At 65.1% G+C, this 15,765-nt stretch carries 15 protein-coding genes; 5 read left to right on the top strand and 10 right to left on the bottom strand.

Annotation, left to right across the window (positions count from 1 at the left end; translation table 11 throughout):
• Positions 1–309: 309 nt before the first annotated feature.
• Positions 310–804: a TIGR03809 family protein gene (locus ACVW17_RS33330; RefSeq protein ID WP_456755823.1), complete on the top strand. Its 495-nt coding sequence runs from the start codon at positions 310–312 to the stop codon at positions 802–804.
• A gap of 59 nt (positions 805–863) precedes the next feature.
• On the opposite strand, the gene ACVW17_RS33325 is transcribed toward ACVW17_RS33330, so the two are convergent.
• Complete coding sequence (locus tag ACVW17_RS33325) at positions 864–2,234, bottom strand: TIGR03808 family TAT-translocated repetitive protein (RefSeq protein WP_456755822.1); 1,371 nt, start codon at positions 2,232–2,234, stop codon at positions 864–866.
• A gap of 444 nt (positions 2,235–2,678) precedes the next feature.
• Between ACVW17_RS33325 and ACVW17_RS33320 the strand changes: the two genes are divergently transcribed.
• From ACVW17_RS33320 to cyoD, 4 genes are read left to right on the top strand one after another with little or no spacing between them, the layout of a single operon-like run.
• On the top strand, positions 2,679–3,512 hold the full coding sequence (locus ACVW17_RS33320) for a cytochrome ubiquinol oxidase subunit II (RefSeq protein WP_456798340.1): 834 nt from the start codon (positions 2,679–2,681) through the stop codon (positions 3,510–3,512).
• Complete coding sequence (cyoB, locus tag ACVW17_RS33315) at positions 3,502–5,505, top strand: cytochrome o ubiquinol oxidase subunit I (protein ID WP_456755820.1); 2,004 nt, start codon at positions 3,502–3,504, stop codon at positions 5,503–5,505. The genes ACVW17_RS33320 and cyoB overlap by 11 nt, the downstream gene beginning before the upstream one ends.
• Positions 5,505–6,146 (top strand): cytochrome (ubi)quinol oxidase subunit III, encoded by a 642-nt coding sequence (locus tag ACVW17_RS33310; RefSeq protein ID WP_456755819.1) that lies wholly within the window; start codon positions 5,505–5,507, stop codon positions 6,144–6,146. The genes cyoB and ACVW17_RS33310 overlap by 1 nt, the downstream gene beginning before the upstream one ends.
• Positions 6,143–6,532 (top strand): cytochrome o ubiquinol oxidase subunit IV, encoded by a 390-nt coding sequence (cyoD, locus tag ACVW17_RS33305; RefSeq protein ID WP_456755818.1) that lies wholly within the window; start codon positions 6,143–6,145, stop codon positions 6,530–6,532. Before ACVW17_RS33310 ends, cyoD begins: the two co-directional genes overlap by 4 nt.
• A 20-nt stretch (positions 6,533–6,552) precedes the next feature.
• Here cyoD and ACVW17_RS33300 read toward each other — a convergent pair whose 3' ends face one another.
• The 9 genes from ACVW17_RS33300 to folP form a co-directional block, all read right to left on the bottom strand.
• On the bottom strand, positions 6,553–7,200 hold the full coding sequence (locus tag ACVW17_RS33300; RefSeq protein WP_456755817.1) for a pyroglutamyl-peptidase I family protein: 648 nt from the start codon (positions 7,198–7,200) through the stop codon (positions 6,553–6,555).
• The gene (meaB, locus tag ACVW17_RS33295) at positions 7,197–8,189 is read right to left on the bottom strand and encodes a methylmalonyl Co-A mutase-associated GTPase MeaB (RefSeq protein ID WP_456755816.1); all 993 of its coding nucleotides are present in this window, start codon (positions 8,187–8,189) and stop codon (positions 7,197–7,199) included. Before meaB ends, ACVW17_RS33300 begins: the two co-directional genes overlap by 4 nt.
• A gap of 304 nt (positions 8,190–8,493) precedes the next feature.
• Positions 8,494–9,279, bottom strand: a complete 786-nt coding sequence (locus ACVW17_RS33290) for a DUF3298 domain-containing protein (RefSeq protein ID WP_456755815.1) — start codon at positions 9,277–9,279, stop codon at positions 8,494–8,496.
• Positions 9,280–9,330: 51 nt separating this feature from the next.
• Positions 9,331–11,487 (bottom strand): methylmalonyl-CoA mutase, encoded by a 2,157-nt coding sequence (gene scpA / locus ACVW17_RS33285; protein WP_456755814.1) that lies wholly within the window; start codon positions 11,485–11,487, stop codon positions 9,331–9,333.
• Between the two features lie 12 nt (positions 11,488–11,499).
• Positions 11,500–11,970 carry a GFA family protein gene (locus ACVW17_RS33280; RefSeq protein WP_456755813.1) on the bottom strand — a complete coding sequence of 157 codons (471 nt, stop codon included), beginning with the start codon at positions 11,968–11,970 and terminating at the stop codon, positions 11,500–11,502.
• The gene (locus ACVW17_RS33275; protein WP_456755812.1) at positions 11,967–13,841 is read right to left on the bottom strand and encodes a methylmalonyl-CoA mutase family protein; all 1,875 of its coding nucleotides are present in this window, start codon (positions 13,839–13,841) and stop codon (positions 11,967–11,969) included. The genes ACVW17_RS33280 and ACVW17_RS33275 overlap by 4 nt, the downstream gene beginning before the upstream one ends.
• A gap of 105 nt (positions 13,842–13,946) precedes the next feature.
• A complete protein-coding gene (gene folK, locus ACVW17_RS33270; RefSeq protein ID WP_456755811.1) occupies positions 13,947–14,438 on the bottom strand; it encodes a 2-amino-4-hydroxy-6-hydroxymethyldihydropteridine diphosphokinase in 492 nt (163 codons plus the stop codon).
• A gap of 4 nt (positions 14,439–14,442) precedes the next feature.
• Positions 14,443–14,823: a dihydroneopterin aldolase gene (gene folB / locus ACVW17_RS33265; protein WP_456755810.1), complete on the bottom strand. Its 381-nt coding sequence runs from the start codon at positions 14,821–14,823 to the stop codon at positions 14,443–14,445.
• Positions 14,820–15,677, bottom strand: a complete 858-nt coding sequence (gene folP / locus ACVW17_RS33260; RefSeq protein WP_456755809.1) for a dihydropteroate synthase — start codon at positions 15,675–15,677, stop codon at positions 14,820–14,822. Before folP ends, folB begins: the two co-directional genes overlap by 4 nt.
• Positions 15,678–15,765 lie beyond the last annotated feature (88 nt).

Genomic DNA, 15,765 nt, shown 5'->3' with positions numbered 1-15,765 from the left:
CGGCGGATGCTTCAGGCCTTGCGCAGCGCGATCGCGAACGGCATGGGTGCGCGACGGCGGCGATAATTGCTGTGGATCATCCGGCTGCGCGGGGCGTGCACAGGATGCACACGGCCACCATGCAAGCCGATGACCTGACGATGGTTCGCGCAAGAAACTCCGTAGTCGAGCGGACTTCTTTGATCGCCCATTCCCGATTAAGAATTCAGTTAGACTTTATTTACCTTTTCCACAGAATATCAGGGTCGCGTCCAGTTGATTCGGTTCGGTTGCGTCTGCGTCCGTCTCTTTCCCTGCGGGCAAGTTTGAATGACACATCGGACCGACGTGGCCAGAGGCCAGGAAATTGTTGCGCGCTGGTGCAACCTTGCCGAGCAAAGGCTGGAACACCTTACCGAACTGTTCGAGACCGGACGCTGGCGCCGCTATCACAGCGAGCAGGCCTTTCTCGAGAACATCAGGGAAGCACGGGCCGCGGTCGAGATCTGGCGGGAATTGCTGACGCGCGAAGCTGCGCTCGACAATTCGCCGATCGACTTGTCCTGGCTCGGCCGCGGCAGCTCGATCCTGCCGCCGCGCCGCATCTCGCCGGCACCGGAGCGCCGGTCGGAGGCCGCCACACTGGCGGAGGCCGCGATGACCGCGGTTGCAGCCGCGCTGGAGACGGCAGCCGAGGTGCTGGAGGAGCCGCCCACCGTGACCGACGCGCCGCCGCTGGAGATGCCGCCTCCGGCTGCGCGGCCGCCGGTGCTCGATCTCGACACCATTCAGCGCCGCTATCCGCTGCTGCGCAACGCGCTGTAGAGCATGATCCGGAAAACTGTGAAGCGGTTTTCCGAAAGATCATGCTCAAACAAGAGGCGCTAACGCCGCACTGCATTGGCGCCGACAACGAGCTGGGCAACTTGCTGGGCGCCGCCCGCCGACAGATCCGACGTGATCGGGCGGGCGTGGTCGAGCCCGACCACCGCGCCGCCTGGGGTTTCCGCGATCATGTTGTTGTTGATCAGCGCGGAGCCGGCGCCCGGCACCACCGAGACGCCGATGCCGACGAACGCCTTGCGGATCACATTGCCTGATATCGCGACATCGCGCAGGTACTTGCCCCAGCCGGCGACGATGCCGAAGGTCGGCGCATTCTCGATCACGTTGCCGGTCACGGTGCTGTCGGCCTCGACATAGATGCCGATGCCGGCGCCGTCGTTCGGGTCGGTACCGACGGGGCGCTTCGGCAGCAGATTGCGGATGATGTTGCCCTGGACCACCGCGATGCGGCCGCCCTCGTTGAAGTTGCAGACGGAGACGCCGATTGCGGCGCCGTCGACGGTGTTGTTGGCGATCACAGCGGCCTCGAATGAGAATTCCGAATAGAGCGCCACCTCGCGGACATTGCTGACGCTGTTGTCGGTGATGTGGATGTTGGACGCCGAATTGCCGCGCACCGCGGAGAAGTCGCAGTTCCTGATGCGGTTGCCGCGCACGATCACATTGCCGGCGCGGAACGCGTTGATGGCGTTGCCGTACTGCCCGGAGCCGCCGGGGCCGGCCTTGATGTCCTCGATGCGGTTGTCGGCAACGATCGAGCCGTCGTCGCCGATCGCACTGCGCAGGATCTCGATGCCGTTATCGTTGGTGCCCTTGATGGTGTTGCGCGCGACCATCAGGCCGAGCGCGTCGAACGACACCAATGCCGTGCTCGCGATGTCGGTGAAGACATTGTTGCTGACGTCGCCCGACATCTGCTCGAACCAGATGCCGGCGCCGCCGCTGCCTGTGAGCTGGCAATCGGTGATGCGGATGTCGCGCCCGGACAGGCAATGCAGCAGGCCGCGCCGCGCCGGCAGCGGGATGCTGCCGCCGTCGAAGGTGAGGCCCATCAGGACGATGCCGTCGGCGCCTTCGGCTTCCAGCAGCGCGGCGCCGCCGTTGAAGACGAGCCGGCTGGCGCCGCGCACGCCGATCAGCTGGCTGCCGGGCGCAAGCCGCAACAGGCCGCTGCGATAGATGCCGGGCGGGAACGCCAGCGGCACCTGCGCGCGCGCGGCGTCGTCGATCGCGCGTTGCAGATTGCGGGTCTGGTCGTCGGGGCTGCCGGGGCGGACACCATATTGGGTGACGTCGCGGCCGAGCGAGCCGGCCGATTGCGCCGCGCGCGCGGCATCCGGCGACATCGCAAGCGCACCGGCTGCGCCTGCGGCGGTTGCTCCGATCAGATGGCGGCGGTTGACGTCCATGGGCATGGCCCTCGCACATAGTCGCGAGCGGTGACGTTCGCGGATCGAGTGGTAGCGCGAAACCCGGTGCTGCATGGTGAACACGCCGACGCAACCGGGCGATTGTTGGCGGTAGGGTTAATCCCGGGTGCAACCTATTCACGTCAAGCAGTCAAGCAATCGGATGACCTGCGCGAGGCGAGGCCACTGTCGCCAGTCAGGGCCTCGATCGCGCGCCAGCTCGGTTTGGCAGAGACAGATGCCGGCATCGCGTGCCGCCCCCGCATTCCCACCCGCCCGGGAGGATCGCGAGACGCCCTCTTCCAGGACCTGCAAGATTCCTGCCGGATACGTTCGATCGAACTCCATCTCAGCTTAGGAACCGCGACGTTCCCGGCGCGTTTGGGCAGGTCACGCAGGGCGCGTGTCTGCAACCACTCAAGCCATACTTGAGATCGGCTTCCCGTGAACATCCTCCATCCGCAAGGTCCAGTCGCTATCGCCGACAAGATGATCCTGATCGACTCGATCGCGATCATGCTGGCGATCGTGGTGCCGACCATTGTCGCTATCCTGGCGTTCGCCTGGTGGTTTCGCGCTTCGAATCCGCACGCCCGATATCAGCCGTCCTTCGTCTATTCCGGACGTGTCGAAATGGTGGTCTGGGCGATCCCTGCGCTCACGATCATCCTGCTCGGCGGCGTGGCTTGGATCGGCTCGCATCAGCTCGATCCCGCAGCGCCGGTGCCGGGAACCGGGGCGCCCGTCCGCGTTCAGGCCGTCTCGCTCGATTGGAAATGGCTCTTCATCTACCCGGACCAGCGCATCGCCACCGTCAATGCGCTGACCGTGCCGGCTGGAGCTGAGCTGAATTTCGAGCTGACATCCTCGAGCGTGATGAACGTCTTCTTCGTCCCGCAACTCGGCAGCATGATCTACACCATGAACGGCATGGTGACGAAGCTGAACCTGCGTGCCGACAATGAAGGCAAGCTGCAGGGACTTTCGGCGCATTTCTCCGGCGACGGATTTCCCGACATGATGTTCGACGTCAACGTCATCTCGCCGCTCGCTTTCCCGGACTGGGTGGCCGAGACGGCGAAATCCGATTCCATACTCAACGAGGCCTCCTACAGGAAGCTGATGCAGCAATCGGTCGAAAAGGGAAGGCCGACTTTCCGGCTGGAGGACCCACGGCTGTTCGACATGATCGCAACCCAGCACATTCCGCCGGGTCCGGGGCCGCAGATCAGCGCGAATGCCGGACGCGAGCGCAGTGGAGAGCACGATGCTCGGTAAGCTTGATTGGTCGGCGATTCCGCTCGATCAGCCGATTCCGCTGGTCGCGGGCGCCGTGGTGCTGATCGCGATACTGGCGGTGCTCGCTTGGGTCATCGCCAAGGGACATCTGCCCTATCTCTGGCATGAATGGATCACCAGCGTCGATCACAAACGGATCGGCGTCATGTACATCCTGCTTGCTTCGGTGATGCTGCTGCGCGGCGGCAGCGACGCCATCATGATGCGAATCCAGCAGGCGATCGCCTATCAATCGCAAGGCTATCTGCCGCCGGAGCATTACAACCAGATCTTCTCGGCTCACGGCACCATCATGATTTTCTTCGTGGCGATGCCGTTCGTGATCGGGTTGATGAACCTCGTCGTGCCTTTGCAACTCGGCGTGCGCGACGTCGCCTTTCCAACCCTCAATTCGGTCGGCTTCTGGTTGACTGCGACCGGCGCGTTGCTGGTCAATGTCTCGCTCGTGGTCGGCGAATTCGCGCGCACCGGCTGGCTGGCCTTTCCGCCACTCTCAGAGCTGTCCTACTCGCCGGGCGTCGGCGTCGACTATTACGCCTGGTCGCTCCAGATCTCCGGAGTAGGAACGCTGGTGGCGGGTATCAATCTCGTCACCACTGTGCTGAAGCTGCGCACCAGGGGCATGAACTATCTGCGCATGCCGATGTTCTGCTGGACCACCCTTGCTTCGAACCTGCTGATTGTCGCGGCTTTTCCGATCCTGACCGCGACCCTCGCGATGCTTCTGCTCGACCGCTATCTCGGCTTCCACTTCTTCACCAACGAAGCCGGCGGCAATGTCATGATGTTCATGAACCTGATCTGGGCGTGGGGACATCCCGAAGTCTACATCCTTGTGCTGCCGGCCTTCGGCATCTATTCGGAGGTGGTGTCGACCTTCTCCGGGAAGCCGTTGTTCGGTTACCGCTCCATGGTGCTCGCCACGATGGCGATCTGCGTCATCTCCTTCATGGTGTGGCTCCATCACTTCTTCACCATGGGCGCGGGACCCGACGTCAATTCGATCTTCGGAATCGCCAGCATGATCATCGCTGTGCCGACGGGCGTGAAGATCTACAACTGGCTGTTCACCATGTATGGCGGCCGCATCCGCTTCGCGACGCCGATGCTGTGGTCGGTCGGCTTCATGGTTACCTTCATCATCGGTGGGTTGACCGGCGTTCTCGTCGCGGTGCCGCCAGCCGATTTTCTGCTCCACAACAGCATGTTCCTGGTCGCTCATTTCCACAACGTGATCATCGGCGGCGTGCTGTTCGGCGCCTTCGCCGGCTTTGAATACTGGTTTCCGAAGGCTTTCGGCTTCCGTCTCGACGAACGCTGGGGCAAAGCGGCGTTCTGGTTTACCTTCACCGGCTTTTATCTCACCTTCATGCCGCTTTACGTCGTGGGACTGCTCGGCATGACCCGGCGCATGCAACATTACGACGTTGCGGAGTGGCGGCCGTGGATGCTCGTGGCCGCGGCCGGCATGGCGGTGCTGACGATCGGCGTATTGTGCCAGGTCATACAGCTCGTGGTGAGCATCCGCAACCGTGCGGCGTTGCGCGATCGCACCGGCGATCCCTGGGACGGCCGTTCACTGGAATGGGCAACGTCGTCACCGCCGCCGGTGTTCAACTTCGCCTTCTATCCGAACGTACGCGGTGAGGATGCCTATTGGGCGCTCAAGCTGCACGCCAAGGGGCAGCAGCTCGAGGATCGCTTCGAGCACGAGTATGAGGACATCGAAATGCCGAGGAACTCGCCGACCGGCTTCGTCTGCGCATTCTTCGCCACCGTCATGGGTTTTGCGCTGATCTGGCACATCTGGTGGATGGTGATCCTCGGCGGTCTGGGCGCATTCGCGACATTCGTGGTGTTCGCCTGGCGCGACCATGACGAGTACGTCATTCCGGCGGCCGAGGTCTCGCGGATCGATCGCCTCAATATCGAGGAGCGCCGAGACCTCGTCAGCGCTGCGGGTACGCTGTGATGGCAATCGCCGCGACCATCACCGACGCGCATGCCGACCCGCATCACCTCGGGCGTGCAGTCGAACATCCGGGGCCTGCGCCGAAACGCATCGTGACGGCCTATGGCTTCTGGATATTCCTGCTCTCCGACATCGTGATGTTCTCCTGCTTCTTCGCGGCCTACGCGGTGCTGGTCAATCAGACCGCCGACGGCCCGAAGGGGTCGGAGATATTCGACCAGAAGAGTCTCGCGGTCGAGACCGTATGTCTGTTGCTGTCGAGTTTCTCCTGCGGCATGGCCAGCATCGCAGCCGACCTTCGCAACAGGCTCTGGTTCTACCTGTCGATGGCGGTCACCTGCGTGCTGGGGCTTGCATTCCTCGCCATCGAGTTCCGGGAGTTCGCCGATCTGGTGTCCCGCGGCTTCGGACCGTCGCGCAGCGCCTTCCTGACGGCGTTCTTCTCGCTGGTCGGATGCCATGGCCTCCATGTCTCGGCCGGGATCTTGTGGCTGCTCACGATGATGGCCCAAGTGTTCGCCAAGGGCTTTCGCGCCGATATCATGCGCCGCATCATCTGCTTCGCGCTGTTCTGGCATGCGCTCGACATCATCTGGGTCGCCGTGTTTTCGGTCGTTTACCTGCTCGGAGGTGCGCCATGACCGAGTCGTCCGAACATCTCATCGAACGGCACGACGTTGCCCCGGGCGATGAAGGGGAACATGATCTTCGCGCCAGATTGCTGGGTTATGTGCTCGGCCTTGGCCTGGCGTTGCTGCTGACCGCCACCTCATTCTTCATCGCCGGAACCGATCTGGTCTGGCAGCCGAGCATTCCCATCGCCATCATCGTGCTCGCAATCGCGCAGATGGGCGTGCATCTCGTGTTCTTCCTGCACATCACGACAGGACCTGACAACACCAATAACGTCCTGGCATTGGCGTTCGGCCTGCTGATTGTCTTCCTGGTTGTTGGCGGCTCCATCTGGATCATGCAGCATCTCAATCAGAATATGCCGCCGATGGATCGCATCATGCAGATGCAGTGAGCGAGGGCTGCGCCGTGCGCTCACGCGCGCGCGGCCTGCCGGGTCAGCTTGACCAGCTCCAGCAGCATGGCTTCGCCGGCATCGACCAGCGCTTCCAGCGTGATCGATGATTTGCCCGCTGCCGCCGTTCCGTCATGGGCGAGCGGCGGCACATGGACGAATTGCGCGAGGTGCAGGCCGTTGTCGCCGTTGACGGCCTCGATCGCGCGCCAGCTCAGATAGTTGCAGAGATAGCTGCCGGCATCGCGCGAGGCCCGCGCGTCGATGCCGGTCGCGAGCGCCGCACGCAGCAATTTTTTGGTGTGTGGCCCGAACAGTTGCGCGTCGGCGCCGCCTGCGATCGAGCGCTTGCGCGCATGCTGGCGTCCGGCATCGGGGAACAGGGTGGTGACCGCGTTGCGGGCGCGGCTTTCGATCCGCAGATGGGCGCCGCGGCCGGCGAGGCCGAACATCAACAGCGCCTGCGGGCGATGCCCTGCGATCAGCTCCGGCAATTCGCGGTCGACGGTGGCGTAGGTGACGTCGAAGATGTGGCTCGATAGCGCAACGTCGTCGAAGGCGGGGCGGCGCAGCGCGGTCAGCCGTTTCACCAGCGGCATGGTCGGGTTGAACGGCGCGCCCGGGAACGGGCCGAAGCCGGTGAGCAGGATGCGCAGCTTCCCGCTCAATGCAGCATCTCCGCGATCTGTTCGGCGGCGATCGCGGGCGAGATGCGGCCGGCGGCGACCTCGGCTTCCATCTTCTTCACCTTGGTGCGGATCGCAGCGTCCGTGCGCAACCGCGCCATCATCCGGCTCTCCAGCATCGACCACATCCACTTCACCTGCTGCTCCCTGCGGCGACCCGCGAACTCGCCCGAAGCGTTCATCGCGGTGCGGTGGTCGAGGATCTTCCGCCAGAGCCTGTCGAGCCCGGCGCCGGTCAGCGCCGAATAGGTCTCGACCGGCGGATGCCAATGCTCGGAGCGCGGCGCCAGAATGTGCAGCGCGCTGCGATAGTCGGCGGCGGCGAGGTTGGCGCGCTTGAGGTTGTCGCCGTCGGCCTTGTTGATCGCGATCATGTCGGCGAGCTCGACCAGGCCCTTCTTGATGCCCTGCAGCTCGTCGCCGGCGCCGGGCAGCATCAGCGCCAGGAAGAAGTCGGTCATGTCGCAGACCGCGGTCTCGGACTGGCCGATGCCGACGGTCTCGACCAGCACCACGTCGAAGCCGGCGGCCTCGCAGAGCAGCATCGCCTCGCGGGTCTTCGCCGCGACGCCGCCGAGCGTGCCCGAGGAGGGCGAGGGGCGGATGAAGGCTTGATCGGAGCCGGCGAGCCGCGCCATCCGCGTCTTGTCGCCGAGGATCGAGCCGCCGGTGCGCGCCGAGGAGGGATCGACCGCCAGCACCGCGACCTTGTGGCCGCGCTCGATCAGGAACATGCCGAGCGCATCGATGGTGGTCGATTTGCCGACGCCGGGCGAGCCGGTGATGCCGACCCGCACCGCCTTGCCGGTGTCGGGCAGCAGCGCCTGCACCAGCTCGCGCGCGGCGGCCTGGTGATCGCTACGCCTACTCTCGACCAGCGTGATCGCCCGCGCCAGCGCGGCGCGGTGGCCGGCACGCAGGTCACGGGCAAGGGCGCGGATGTCGGGAGATGCGGGCTTCGATGCGGTCATGGCCTTGCTTTACAACGGCTGCTGGTTGCAGGCGAGGGGAACGCGTATTGGCACGTCGCAGGGGCGCACTACCAAAATGTCGAGGAACAACCCCATGCAAAGGAGCCGGTAGCGGCTACCGGCGCTCGACAAGACGACTTGACACGTCGGGCAACTCAGCGGCAATCTTCCATTATCCAGAAATCGTGCCGTAACCCGTAGCCCGGGTGAGCCAGCGGCTCGCGCAAACGCGCGTCCGATGACAGGCTCCGCAATGTCAGGGGAAACCGGTGCCGCATATCGCTTCGCTCATGCGGGGTACGAACTATCGCTGCTCGTCCGCGTCGCCCGTCGGCCGCGTGCCGGCGAAGATCCTTGCGCCTTGCGGCGTCAGATACGGCTTCAGCGTCTCCCATGGCACGAAGATCACATATTGGCCTTCGGCGTAGGGGCCGACGGCATAGGGCGGGTAGTGGAAGGTCAGGCCGGAGCTCTTGCCCGATACGGTCGACGGCGCCAGCGTCACGGCGCCGATCTTGAGCAGGGTCGGCTTCAGCTCCTTGTACCACTGGGCGCTCGCCGTCTCGCCGGCGTCGCGCCGCTTCTTCTCGGCGTTGAGCGCCGCGATGACCGCCTTGCGGATCGCCGCTAGCGTCGGGCCGCTATCCGCGGTCTCGGTGAAGAACGGGCGGATGCTGATGCGCTTCTTTGCTGTCGTGTCCCACAGGATGGTATTGACGTCGGAGTTCGGATGCGCGCCCAGAGTGTTCATGTAGTCGTCGCGCAGCACGCTGACATAGCGGCCGTCGACGACGGAGCGCACCGAATATTTGCGCTCGAATGAATAGCCGCCGCGTTCCTTGAACAGCTCAGGCTCCTGCTTGCGATCGTTGGCAGCCTCGGCGGCGTTCTTGTCAATCCATTTCTTGCCCTCGGCGAGGCAATCGGCCGCCAGCGCGCTATCCGCCTTGATCTTGTCGTCGAGATAGACGCTGGCCTCGATGCTCGCGTTCTTGATCGTGGCGTCGGGTTTGGGATCGGCGGCGCGTGCCGGAAGGCAGAGGCAAGCCAGCAGGCCGGCAAGGCCCAAGATGCGGACAGGCGTCAGCAAGCGAGCGGCGCGCGTGGAAAGCTCCTGGTGGGAGAGAGCAGCGCGGCAGCGCTACTCCGCCGCCTCGCTATGGCCGAGCCGGGCGTTGAGCTTGTGGATCAGCTCCTCGGCAGCCTCCGAGATCACGGTGCCCGGCGGGAAGATCGCCTCCGCGCCTGAGGCGTAGAGCGCATCGTAATCCTGCGGCGGCACCACGCCGCCGATGATGATCATGATGTCCTCGCGGCCATGCTTCTTCAGCGCGGCCTTCAATTCCGGCACCGCGGTGAGATGCGCTGCGGCGAGCGAGGAGACGCCGAGAATGTGGACGTCGTTCTCGACCGCTTGCCGCGCGGCCTCGTCGGCGGTCGCGAACAGCGGCCCGATATCGACGTCGAAGCCGACATCGGCGAAGGCGGATGCGATCACCTTCTGGCCGCGGTCATGGCCGTCCTGGCCGATCTTTGCGACCAGGATGCGCGGGCGGCGGCCTTCGGCCTCCTCGAACGCATCGATCAGCGCCTGCACCTTCTCGACCTTGTTGGACATCGCCGCTGCCTCTCGCTTGTAGACGCCGGTGATGGACTTGATCTCGGCGCGGTGGCGGCCGAACACTTTTTCCATCGCGTCCGAAATCTCGCCGACGGTGGCCTTGGCGCGCGCCGCGTCGATCGCCAGCGCCAGCAGATTGCCGTTGCCTTCGCCGGCCGAGCGGGTCAGCGCGGCCAGCGCCGCATCGACGTCGGCCTGGTTACGCTCCTTCTTGAGCCGCGCCAGCTTGTCGATCTGCAACCGCCGCACGGTGGAGTTCTCCACCTTCAGGACGTCGATCGGCTTCTCGTTCTCCGGCTTGAACTTGTTGACGCCGATCACCGCCTGGCGGCCGGCATCGATCCGCGCCTGGGTCTTGGCGGAGGCTTCCTCGATCCTGAGTTTCGGCACGCCGGCCTCGATCGCCTTGGCCATGCCGCCGAGTTCCTCGACCTCCTGGATGTGACCCCAGGCCTTCTTGGCGAGATCCTGGGTCAGCCGCTCGACATAATATGAGCCGCCCCAGGGATCGATGATGCGGTTGGTGCCGCTCTCCTGTTGCAGGAACAATTGCGTGTTGCGGGCGATGCGCGCCGAGAAGTCGGTCGGCAGCGCCAGGGCCTCGTCGAGTGCATTGGTGTGCAGCGACTGGGTGTGGCCCTGGGTGGCCGCCATCGCCTCGATCGTGGTGCGCATCACGTTGTTGAACACGTCCTGCGCGGTCAGCGACCAGCCCGAGGTCTGACAGTGCGTGCGCAGGCTGAGCGAGCGCGGATCCTTGGGGTTGAACTGCTTCAAGAGCTTGGCCCACAGTAGCCGCGCCGCGCGCATCTTGGCGACTTCCATGAAGAAGTTCATGCCGATCGCCCAGAAGAAGGAGAGCCGCGGAGCAAAGCGGTCGACGTCGAGGCCCGCGGCCAAGCCCGCGCGCAGATATTCGACGCCGTCGGCCAGCGTATAGGCGAGCTCGAGGTCCTGCGTCGCGCCGGCCTCCTGCATGTGGTAGCCGGAAATAGAGATGGAGTTGTATTTCGGCATCCGCTGCGAGGTGTAGGCGAAGATGTCGGAGATGATCCGCATCGACGGGCTAGGTGGATAGATGTAGGTGTTGCGCACCATGAATTCTTTCAGAATGTCGTTCTGAATGGTCCCCGACAGTTTTTCCGGCGGCACGCCCTGTTCCTCGGCGGCGGCGACGAACAGCGCGAGGATCGGCAGCACCGCGCCGTTCATGGTCATCGACACGCTCATCTGGTCGAGCGGGATGCCGGCGAACAGCGTGCGCATGTCGTAGATGGAATCGATCGCGACCCCGGCCATGCCGACGTCGCCGGACACGCGCGGATGATCCGAGTCGTAGCCGCGGTGGGTGGCAAGATCGAACGCGACCGACAGGCCCTTCTGCCCCGCCGCGAGGTTGCGGCGATAGAAGGCGTTGGAATCCTCCGCCGTGGAGAACCCGGCATATTGCCGGATGGTCCAGGGCTGATTGACATACATCGTCGGGTAGGGGCCGCGCAGATAGGGCGCGATGCCGGGCCAGGTCTCGAGGAAATCGATGCCTTTGAGATCGGCTTCGCCATAGATGGACTTCACCGGAATGCCCTCGGGCGTCAGCCACGGCTCCGCGCTCCCAGCGGGCGCCGCGACGGCGACGGGCTGGAAGGCGACATCGGCGAAATTGGGAATGCGGGTCATTCCTGGGCTTCCTTAGTCATGGTCCGGATGCTGATGGCTGACGATGGTCGCCATCTTGTCCGGGCCGTAATTCTGCATCGTGGTCTGGCTCGGCAAATTGGCGATGCCGACCACCCAGCCCTGGCGGGATTCGGTTCCGAATTGCTGCGTCGGGATCACCCGGTCGGGCCGGTCGAAGGCGCCGGTCATGATCTCGATGCGCGGACCGTCGATCCGACGGAAGCTGAGCGGCGTGCCGCAGGCGGCGCAGAAGTCGCGCTCGGCGATCGAGGAGGATTTGAACGCCGCCGGCTTGCCGCGGGTCCAGGCGAAATCCTCCTTGTTGATGTCGGCGAACGAGGCGAACGGCGCACCGGAGGCCTTCTGGCACATCCGGCAGTGGCAGATGCTGACCCGGTTCGGCGCCGCGGACACCGCAAAGCGCACGGCGCCGCACTGGCAGCCGCCGGTCAGAACGGGTTTCGCTGGTGCCTCTGCCGTCATGTCTGCTCCATCCGCCGATAGGCGTCGCGCAATGTCGCCAGCGCGTCACCGCCGGCGAAGACGAACTCACCGATGCCGGCCGCCCGCAGCGCCGCTTCCTGGTCGCCGGGCCGCCCTGCCAGATAGATATGCCTTGCTCCGGCGCCGTGAAGGGCCTTGGCGGCCTCAGCGGCACTGGCGGCATAGACCTTGTCCGAGGAACAAATGCACGCCATCGCGGCGCCGGAGGCCTTGAAGGCCGCGGCGAGCGCCGCCGGATCGGCAAAGCCCTCGCTGTCGACCGCCTCGATCCCGCCAGTCTCGAAGAAGCTCTTTGCGAAGGTGGCGCGGGCCGTGAAATCCGCCGGCGTGCCGAGATTGGCGAGGAAGATTTTCGGCCGCGCGCCATGGGCCTTCAGCGCGGCGTCCGATTTGTCGCGGAGCGACTCGAACGGCTCGGCGAGCCGCATCGGCGCCAGTGCGTCGAACCTGATCTTGGCGTCGGCCGTGGACACCGGCGCCGACGGTTTCACGTTCAACACTGCAGGGACGTCTTCGTGCAGGTTGGGGAATTCGCTGGCGCCGGTCAGGATGTCGCGGCGCTTGGCGACATTGGCTTCGCGCTGCGCCCGCGTTGCGGCGACCTTCTGCTGGATAAGCCCGTGTTCGAGGGCCGGGAAAATGCCGCCGGCCTTCTCGATCCCCTGGAACAACGTCCACGCTGCCTCGCAGAGCTGCGCGGTCAGCGTCTCGATGCCGCCGGCACCGGCCGCCGGATCGGAGACCTTCGCGAGATTGGACTCGTCGAGCAGTACGAGTTGCGTATTGCGCGCCACGCGCCGGGCGAAATCATCCGGCAGGCCGAGCGCCAGCGTGTGCGGCAGCACGGTGATCGCATTGGCGCCGCCGAGCCCGGCGGCAAAGGTCGCAATCGTCGCGCGCAGCATGTTCACATTGGGGTCGCGCTGGGTCAGCATCCGCCAGGCGGTCTGCGCGTTGACGAAGATCGGCTTCGGCACAAGACCGCAGGCTTGTTCGATCCGCGCCCACAGGCGGCGCAGCGCGCGGAATTTCGCCATGGTCAGGAACTGGTCGGCGTCGGCGCTGAGCCGGAACGAGATGGCTGCGCGCGCCGCATCGAGGTCGAGACCTGATGCTTCCAGCATGCGCAGATAGGCGAGGCCGAGCGCCAGCGTGAAGGCGAGCTCCTGCACCTCGGATCCGCCGGCATCATGCACCGGCCGGCCGTCGGCCAGCACGAACGGTCCCTTGAAACCGCGCTTGATCAGGCCGTTGACGACCTGGCCGAACGGCTTTTCGTAATTGGGCCAGGCGATGGCGGCGGCGCCGCGCACCGCCATGGTGCTGAGCGCCTGGTAATTGAAATGCAGGTCGAGCTTGGCCGGATCGAGCTTGCGGGCCTCGACCATGTCGGCAAACGTCTCGCCGGCATTCTCGCGTCCGATCACAGGGTTGAGCGCGATCATGATGCCGGCATCGAGATGGACGCCGCCGCAGGCCCGCGCCAGCGTCTTCTTGCTGGCGTCGGCGAGACCGAAGCCGCGCGTACCGGGACCGCCTGCGAACTCGAATTCGAGGCCGGTCGCGCCGTTCTCGAGGTCGTGCAACGCCTGCGCATTGGCCTGCGCGGCATCGGGATGATCGACCCGCTGCAGGATCTGCCAGGGGGTTGCAGCGGCACGGCCGGCAAGCGGGCCAGCGTTGGCGGCGCGGCGGTAGATCGGATCGATCCTCAGGCCATCATAGGTCTTGCCGACCAGCTTCTCGAACGGGGCGCCCTTCAGCACGCCGTCGACCAGCTTGCGCCAGTCGTCATAGGTCGCGGCGGCAAAATCCGAAGCCAGAGGCAAATCGTCAGTCGAGGTCGTCATCCGCCCAAATCGTCCTTCATCGGCCCCGCGAGAGGTCCCTTGATTTGGGCGGAAATTGCCACGGGCGGGCGGCCAAGCCAAACTTTTGTTTGCGGCCGATCGGCTTTAATCGAGGTCCGCAAGGCGGAAAATACCGTCAGTCGAGACCCCGGCCAGCGCATCGGCGACGCGGCGTCCCGCGATGACGCGTTCGGGAACGATCTCGGCCAGCGGCACCAGCACGAAGGCGCGTTCGAACCAACGCGGATGCGGCAGCGTCAGTTCCGGTTTCTCGAGTGTGACGTCGTCATAGGCGATCAAATCGAGGTCGAGGGTGCGCGGGCCCCAGCGCTGCTCGTTCTTGCGGTCGCGACCGAATTTGCTTTCGATCTTGTGCATCGTGAACAGCAGCGCGTGCGGATCGAGGCTGGTGTCGATCTCGATGCAGGCATTGATGAAGCTGTCCTGCTGCTGGTCGCCCCAGGGCGGCGTCGAGTAATCCGACGAGCGTGCCAGGAGCGCTGCCTGCGTCATGCCGCAGATGTTGGCGATCGCCTTGCGAAACGTCGTGCGGACGTCGCCGACATTGCCGCCGAGTGCGATCAGGACGTCGGCCATCGGTTCAACTGTGGGGCAGCGGATGCCGCGAGCGGGTCAGCACCACGCCGACATCGTCGAAGATCGCTGCGATTGGCGCGTGCGGCTTGTGCACGGTGACCTTGACCGCCCTGACGCGCGGGAAGCTCGCCAGGATGTCCTCGGCCACCGCGCCGGCGGCGCGCTCCAGCAGCTTGTAATTGGTGTTCTTGAACGCCGACGTCGCGGTCGCCACCACGTTGGAATAGGACACCGTGTCGGAGAGGCGGTCGGTGCGCGAGGATTCCGAGAGGTCGGTATAGAGCTCGAGGTCGATGACGAAGCGCTGCCCGACTTCGGTCTCATGTTCCATCACGCCATGGCGGGCATGGATGACGATCCCGGTGATGAAGATCGTGTCGGTCATTGCTGTCCCTCGATTGCCGCGGCCACCCGCAGCGCCTGAACGGTTTCGGCGACGTCATGCGCGCGGATGATGCGGGCGCCATGCTGTGCGGCGATCAGATGCGCCGCGAGCGAGCCGCCGATCCGCTGTTGCGGTTCCGACGGCACGACCGTGCTGATGAAGCGCTTGCGCGAGGCGCCGACCAGCACCGGCAGGCGGAACGCGTCGAGTTCGGCGAGCCGCGCCAGCGCGATCATGCTCTGCTCCGCTGTCTTGCCGAAGCCGATGCCGGGATCGAGCACGATCCGGTCGGGCGCAATGCCGGCGCTTGCGGCGATCGCGAGCGAGCGTTCGAAGAAGGCCGTGATGTCCTGCATGATGTCGATAGCGGGATCGGCGCTTTCGCGATTGTGCATGACGATCACGGGCACGCCGCGGGCGGCGACGACGGCCGCCATGCCGGCATCGCGCTGCAAGCCCCAGACGTCGTTGGCGATCACAGCGCCCTGGTCGAGCGCCCAGGCCACGACCTCGGATTTCATGCTGTCGATCGAGACCGGCACGCCGAGCGCGATCACCTCGGCCAGCACAGGCTTCAGCCGCGCCAGTTCATCGTCGGCCGTGACCGGCTGTGAGCCATAGGGGCGGGTCGATTCCGCGCCGATGTCGATGATGTCGACGCCGTCGGCCACCAGTCTGCGGGCCTGCGCCAGCGCCTGTTCGGGCGCGATGAACTTGCCGCCATCGGAGAACGAGTCCGGCGTGACGTTCAGGATGCCCATCACCGCCGGATAAGGCCGCGACAGCAAGGCCGGCAGCAGCGCAGCTCCGGCCGGGCCGGCCACCGCCGATGCTATGGGCTTGGTCGCCATCATGCGGTGGCTTTGCGCTGACGGCAGCGCCAAGTCAAGGTGTCGCGATGACGGCTGGCGCCGGCGGCCGCTTTTCCGGTTAAGACTGGCT

This window comes from Bradyrhizobium sp. USDA 4473 (genome assembly GCF_054063335.1).
This window is presented reverse-complemented; position numbering and strand designations above follow the sequence as displayed.

What these genes read in the sequence shown, in the direction of transcription:
- ACVW17_RS33330 (WP_456755823.1), top strand. Translation starts at nt 310, where the DNA reads ATGACACATCGGACCGACGTGGCCAGAGGCCAGGAAATTGTTGCGCGC.
- ACVW17_RS33325 (WP_456755822.1), bottom strand. Translation starts at nt 2,234, where the DNA reads ATGGACGTCAACCGCCGCCATCTGATCGGAGCAACCGCCGCAGGCGCA.
- cyoB (WP_456755820.1), top strand. Translation starts at nt 3,502, where the DNA reads ATGCTCGGTAAGCTTGATTGGTCGGCGATTCCGCTCGATCAGCCGATT.
- ACVW17_RS33310 (WP_456755819.1), top strand. Translation starts at nt 5,505, where the DNA reads ATGGCAATCGCCGCGACCATCACCGACGCGCATGCCGACCCGCATCAC.
- cyoD (WP_456755818.1), top strand. Translation starts at nt 6,143, where the DNA reads ATGACCGAGTCGTCCGAACATCTCATCGAACGGCACGACGTTGCCCCG.
- meaB (WP_456755816.1), bottom strand. Translation starts at nt 8,189, where the DNA reads ATGACCGCATCGAAGCCCGCATCTCCCGACATCCGCGCCCTTGCCCGT.
- scpA (WP_456755814.1), bottom strand. Translation starts at nt 11,487, where the DNA reads ATGACCCGCATTCCCAATTTCGCCGATGTCGCCTTCCAGCCCGTCGCC.
- ACVW17_RS33280 (WP_456755813.1), bottom strand. Translation starts at nt 11,970, where the DNA reads ATGACGGCAGAGGCACCAGCGAAACCCGTTCTGACCGGCGGCTGCCAG.
- ACVW17_RS33275 (WP_456755812.1), bottom strand. Translation starts at nt 13,841, where the DNA reads ATGACGACCTCGACTGACGATTTGCCTCTGGCTTCGGATTTTGCCGCC.
- folK (WP_456755811.1), bottom strand. Translation starts at nt 14,438, where the DNA reads ATGGCCGACGTCCTGATCGCACTCGGCGGCAATGTCGGCGACGTCCGC.
- folB (WP_456755810.1), bottom strand. Translation starts at nt 14,823, where the DNA reads ATGACCGACACGATCTTCATCACCGGGATCGTCATCCATGCCCGCCAT.
- folP (WP_456755809.1), bottom strand. Translation starts at nt 15,677, where the DNA reads ATGATGGCGACCAAGCCCATAGCATCGGCGGTGGCCGGCCCGGCCGGA.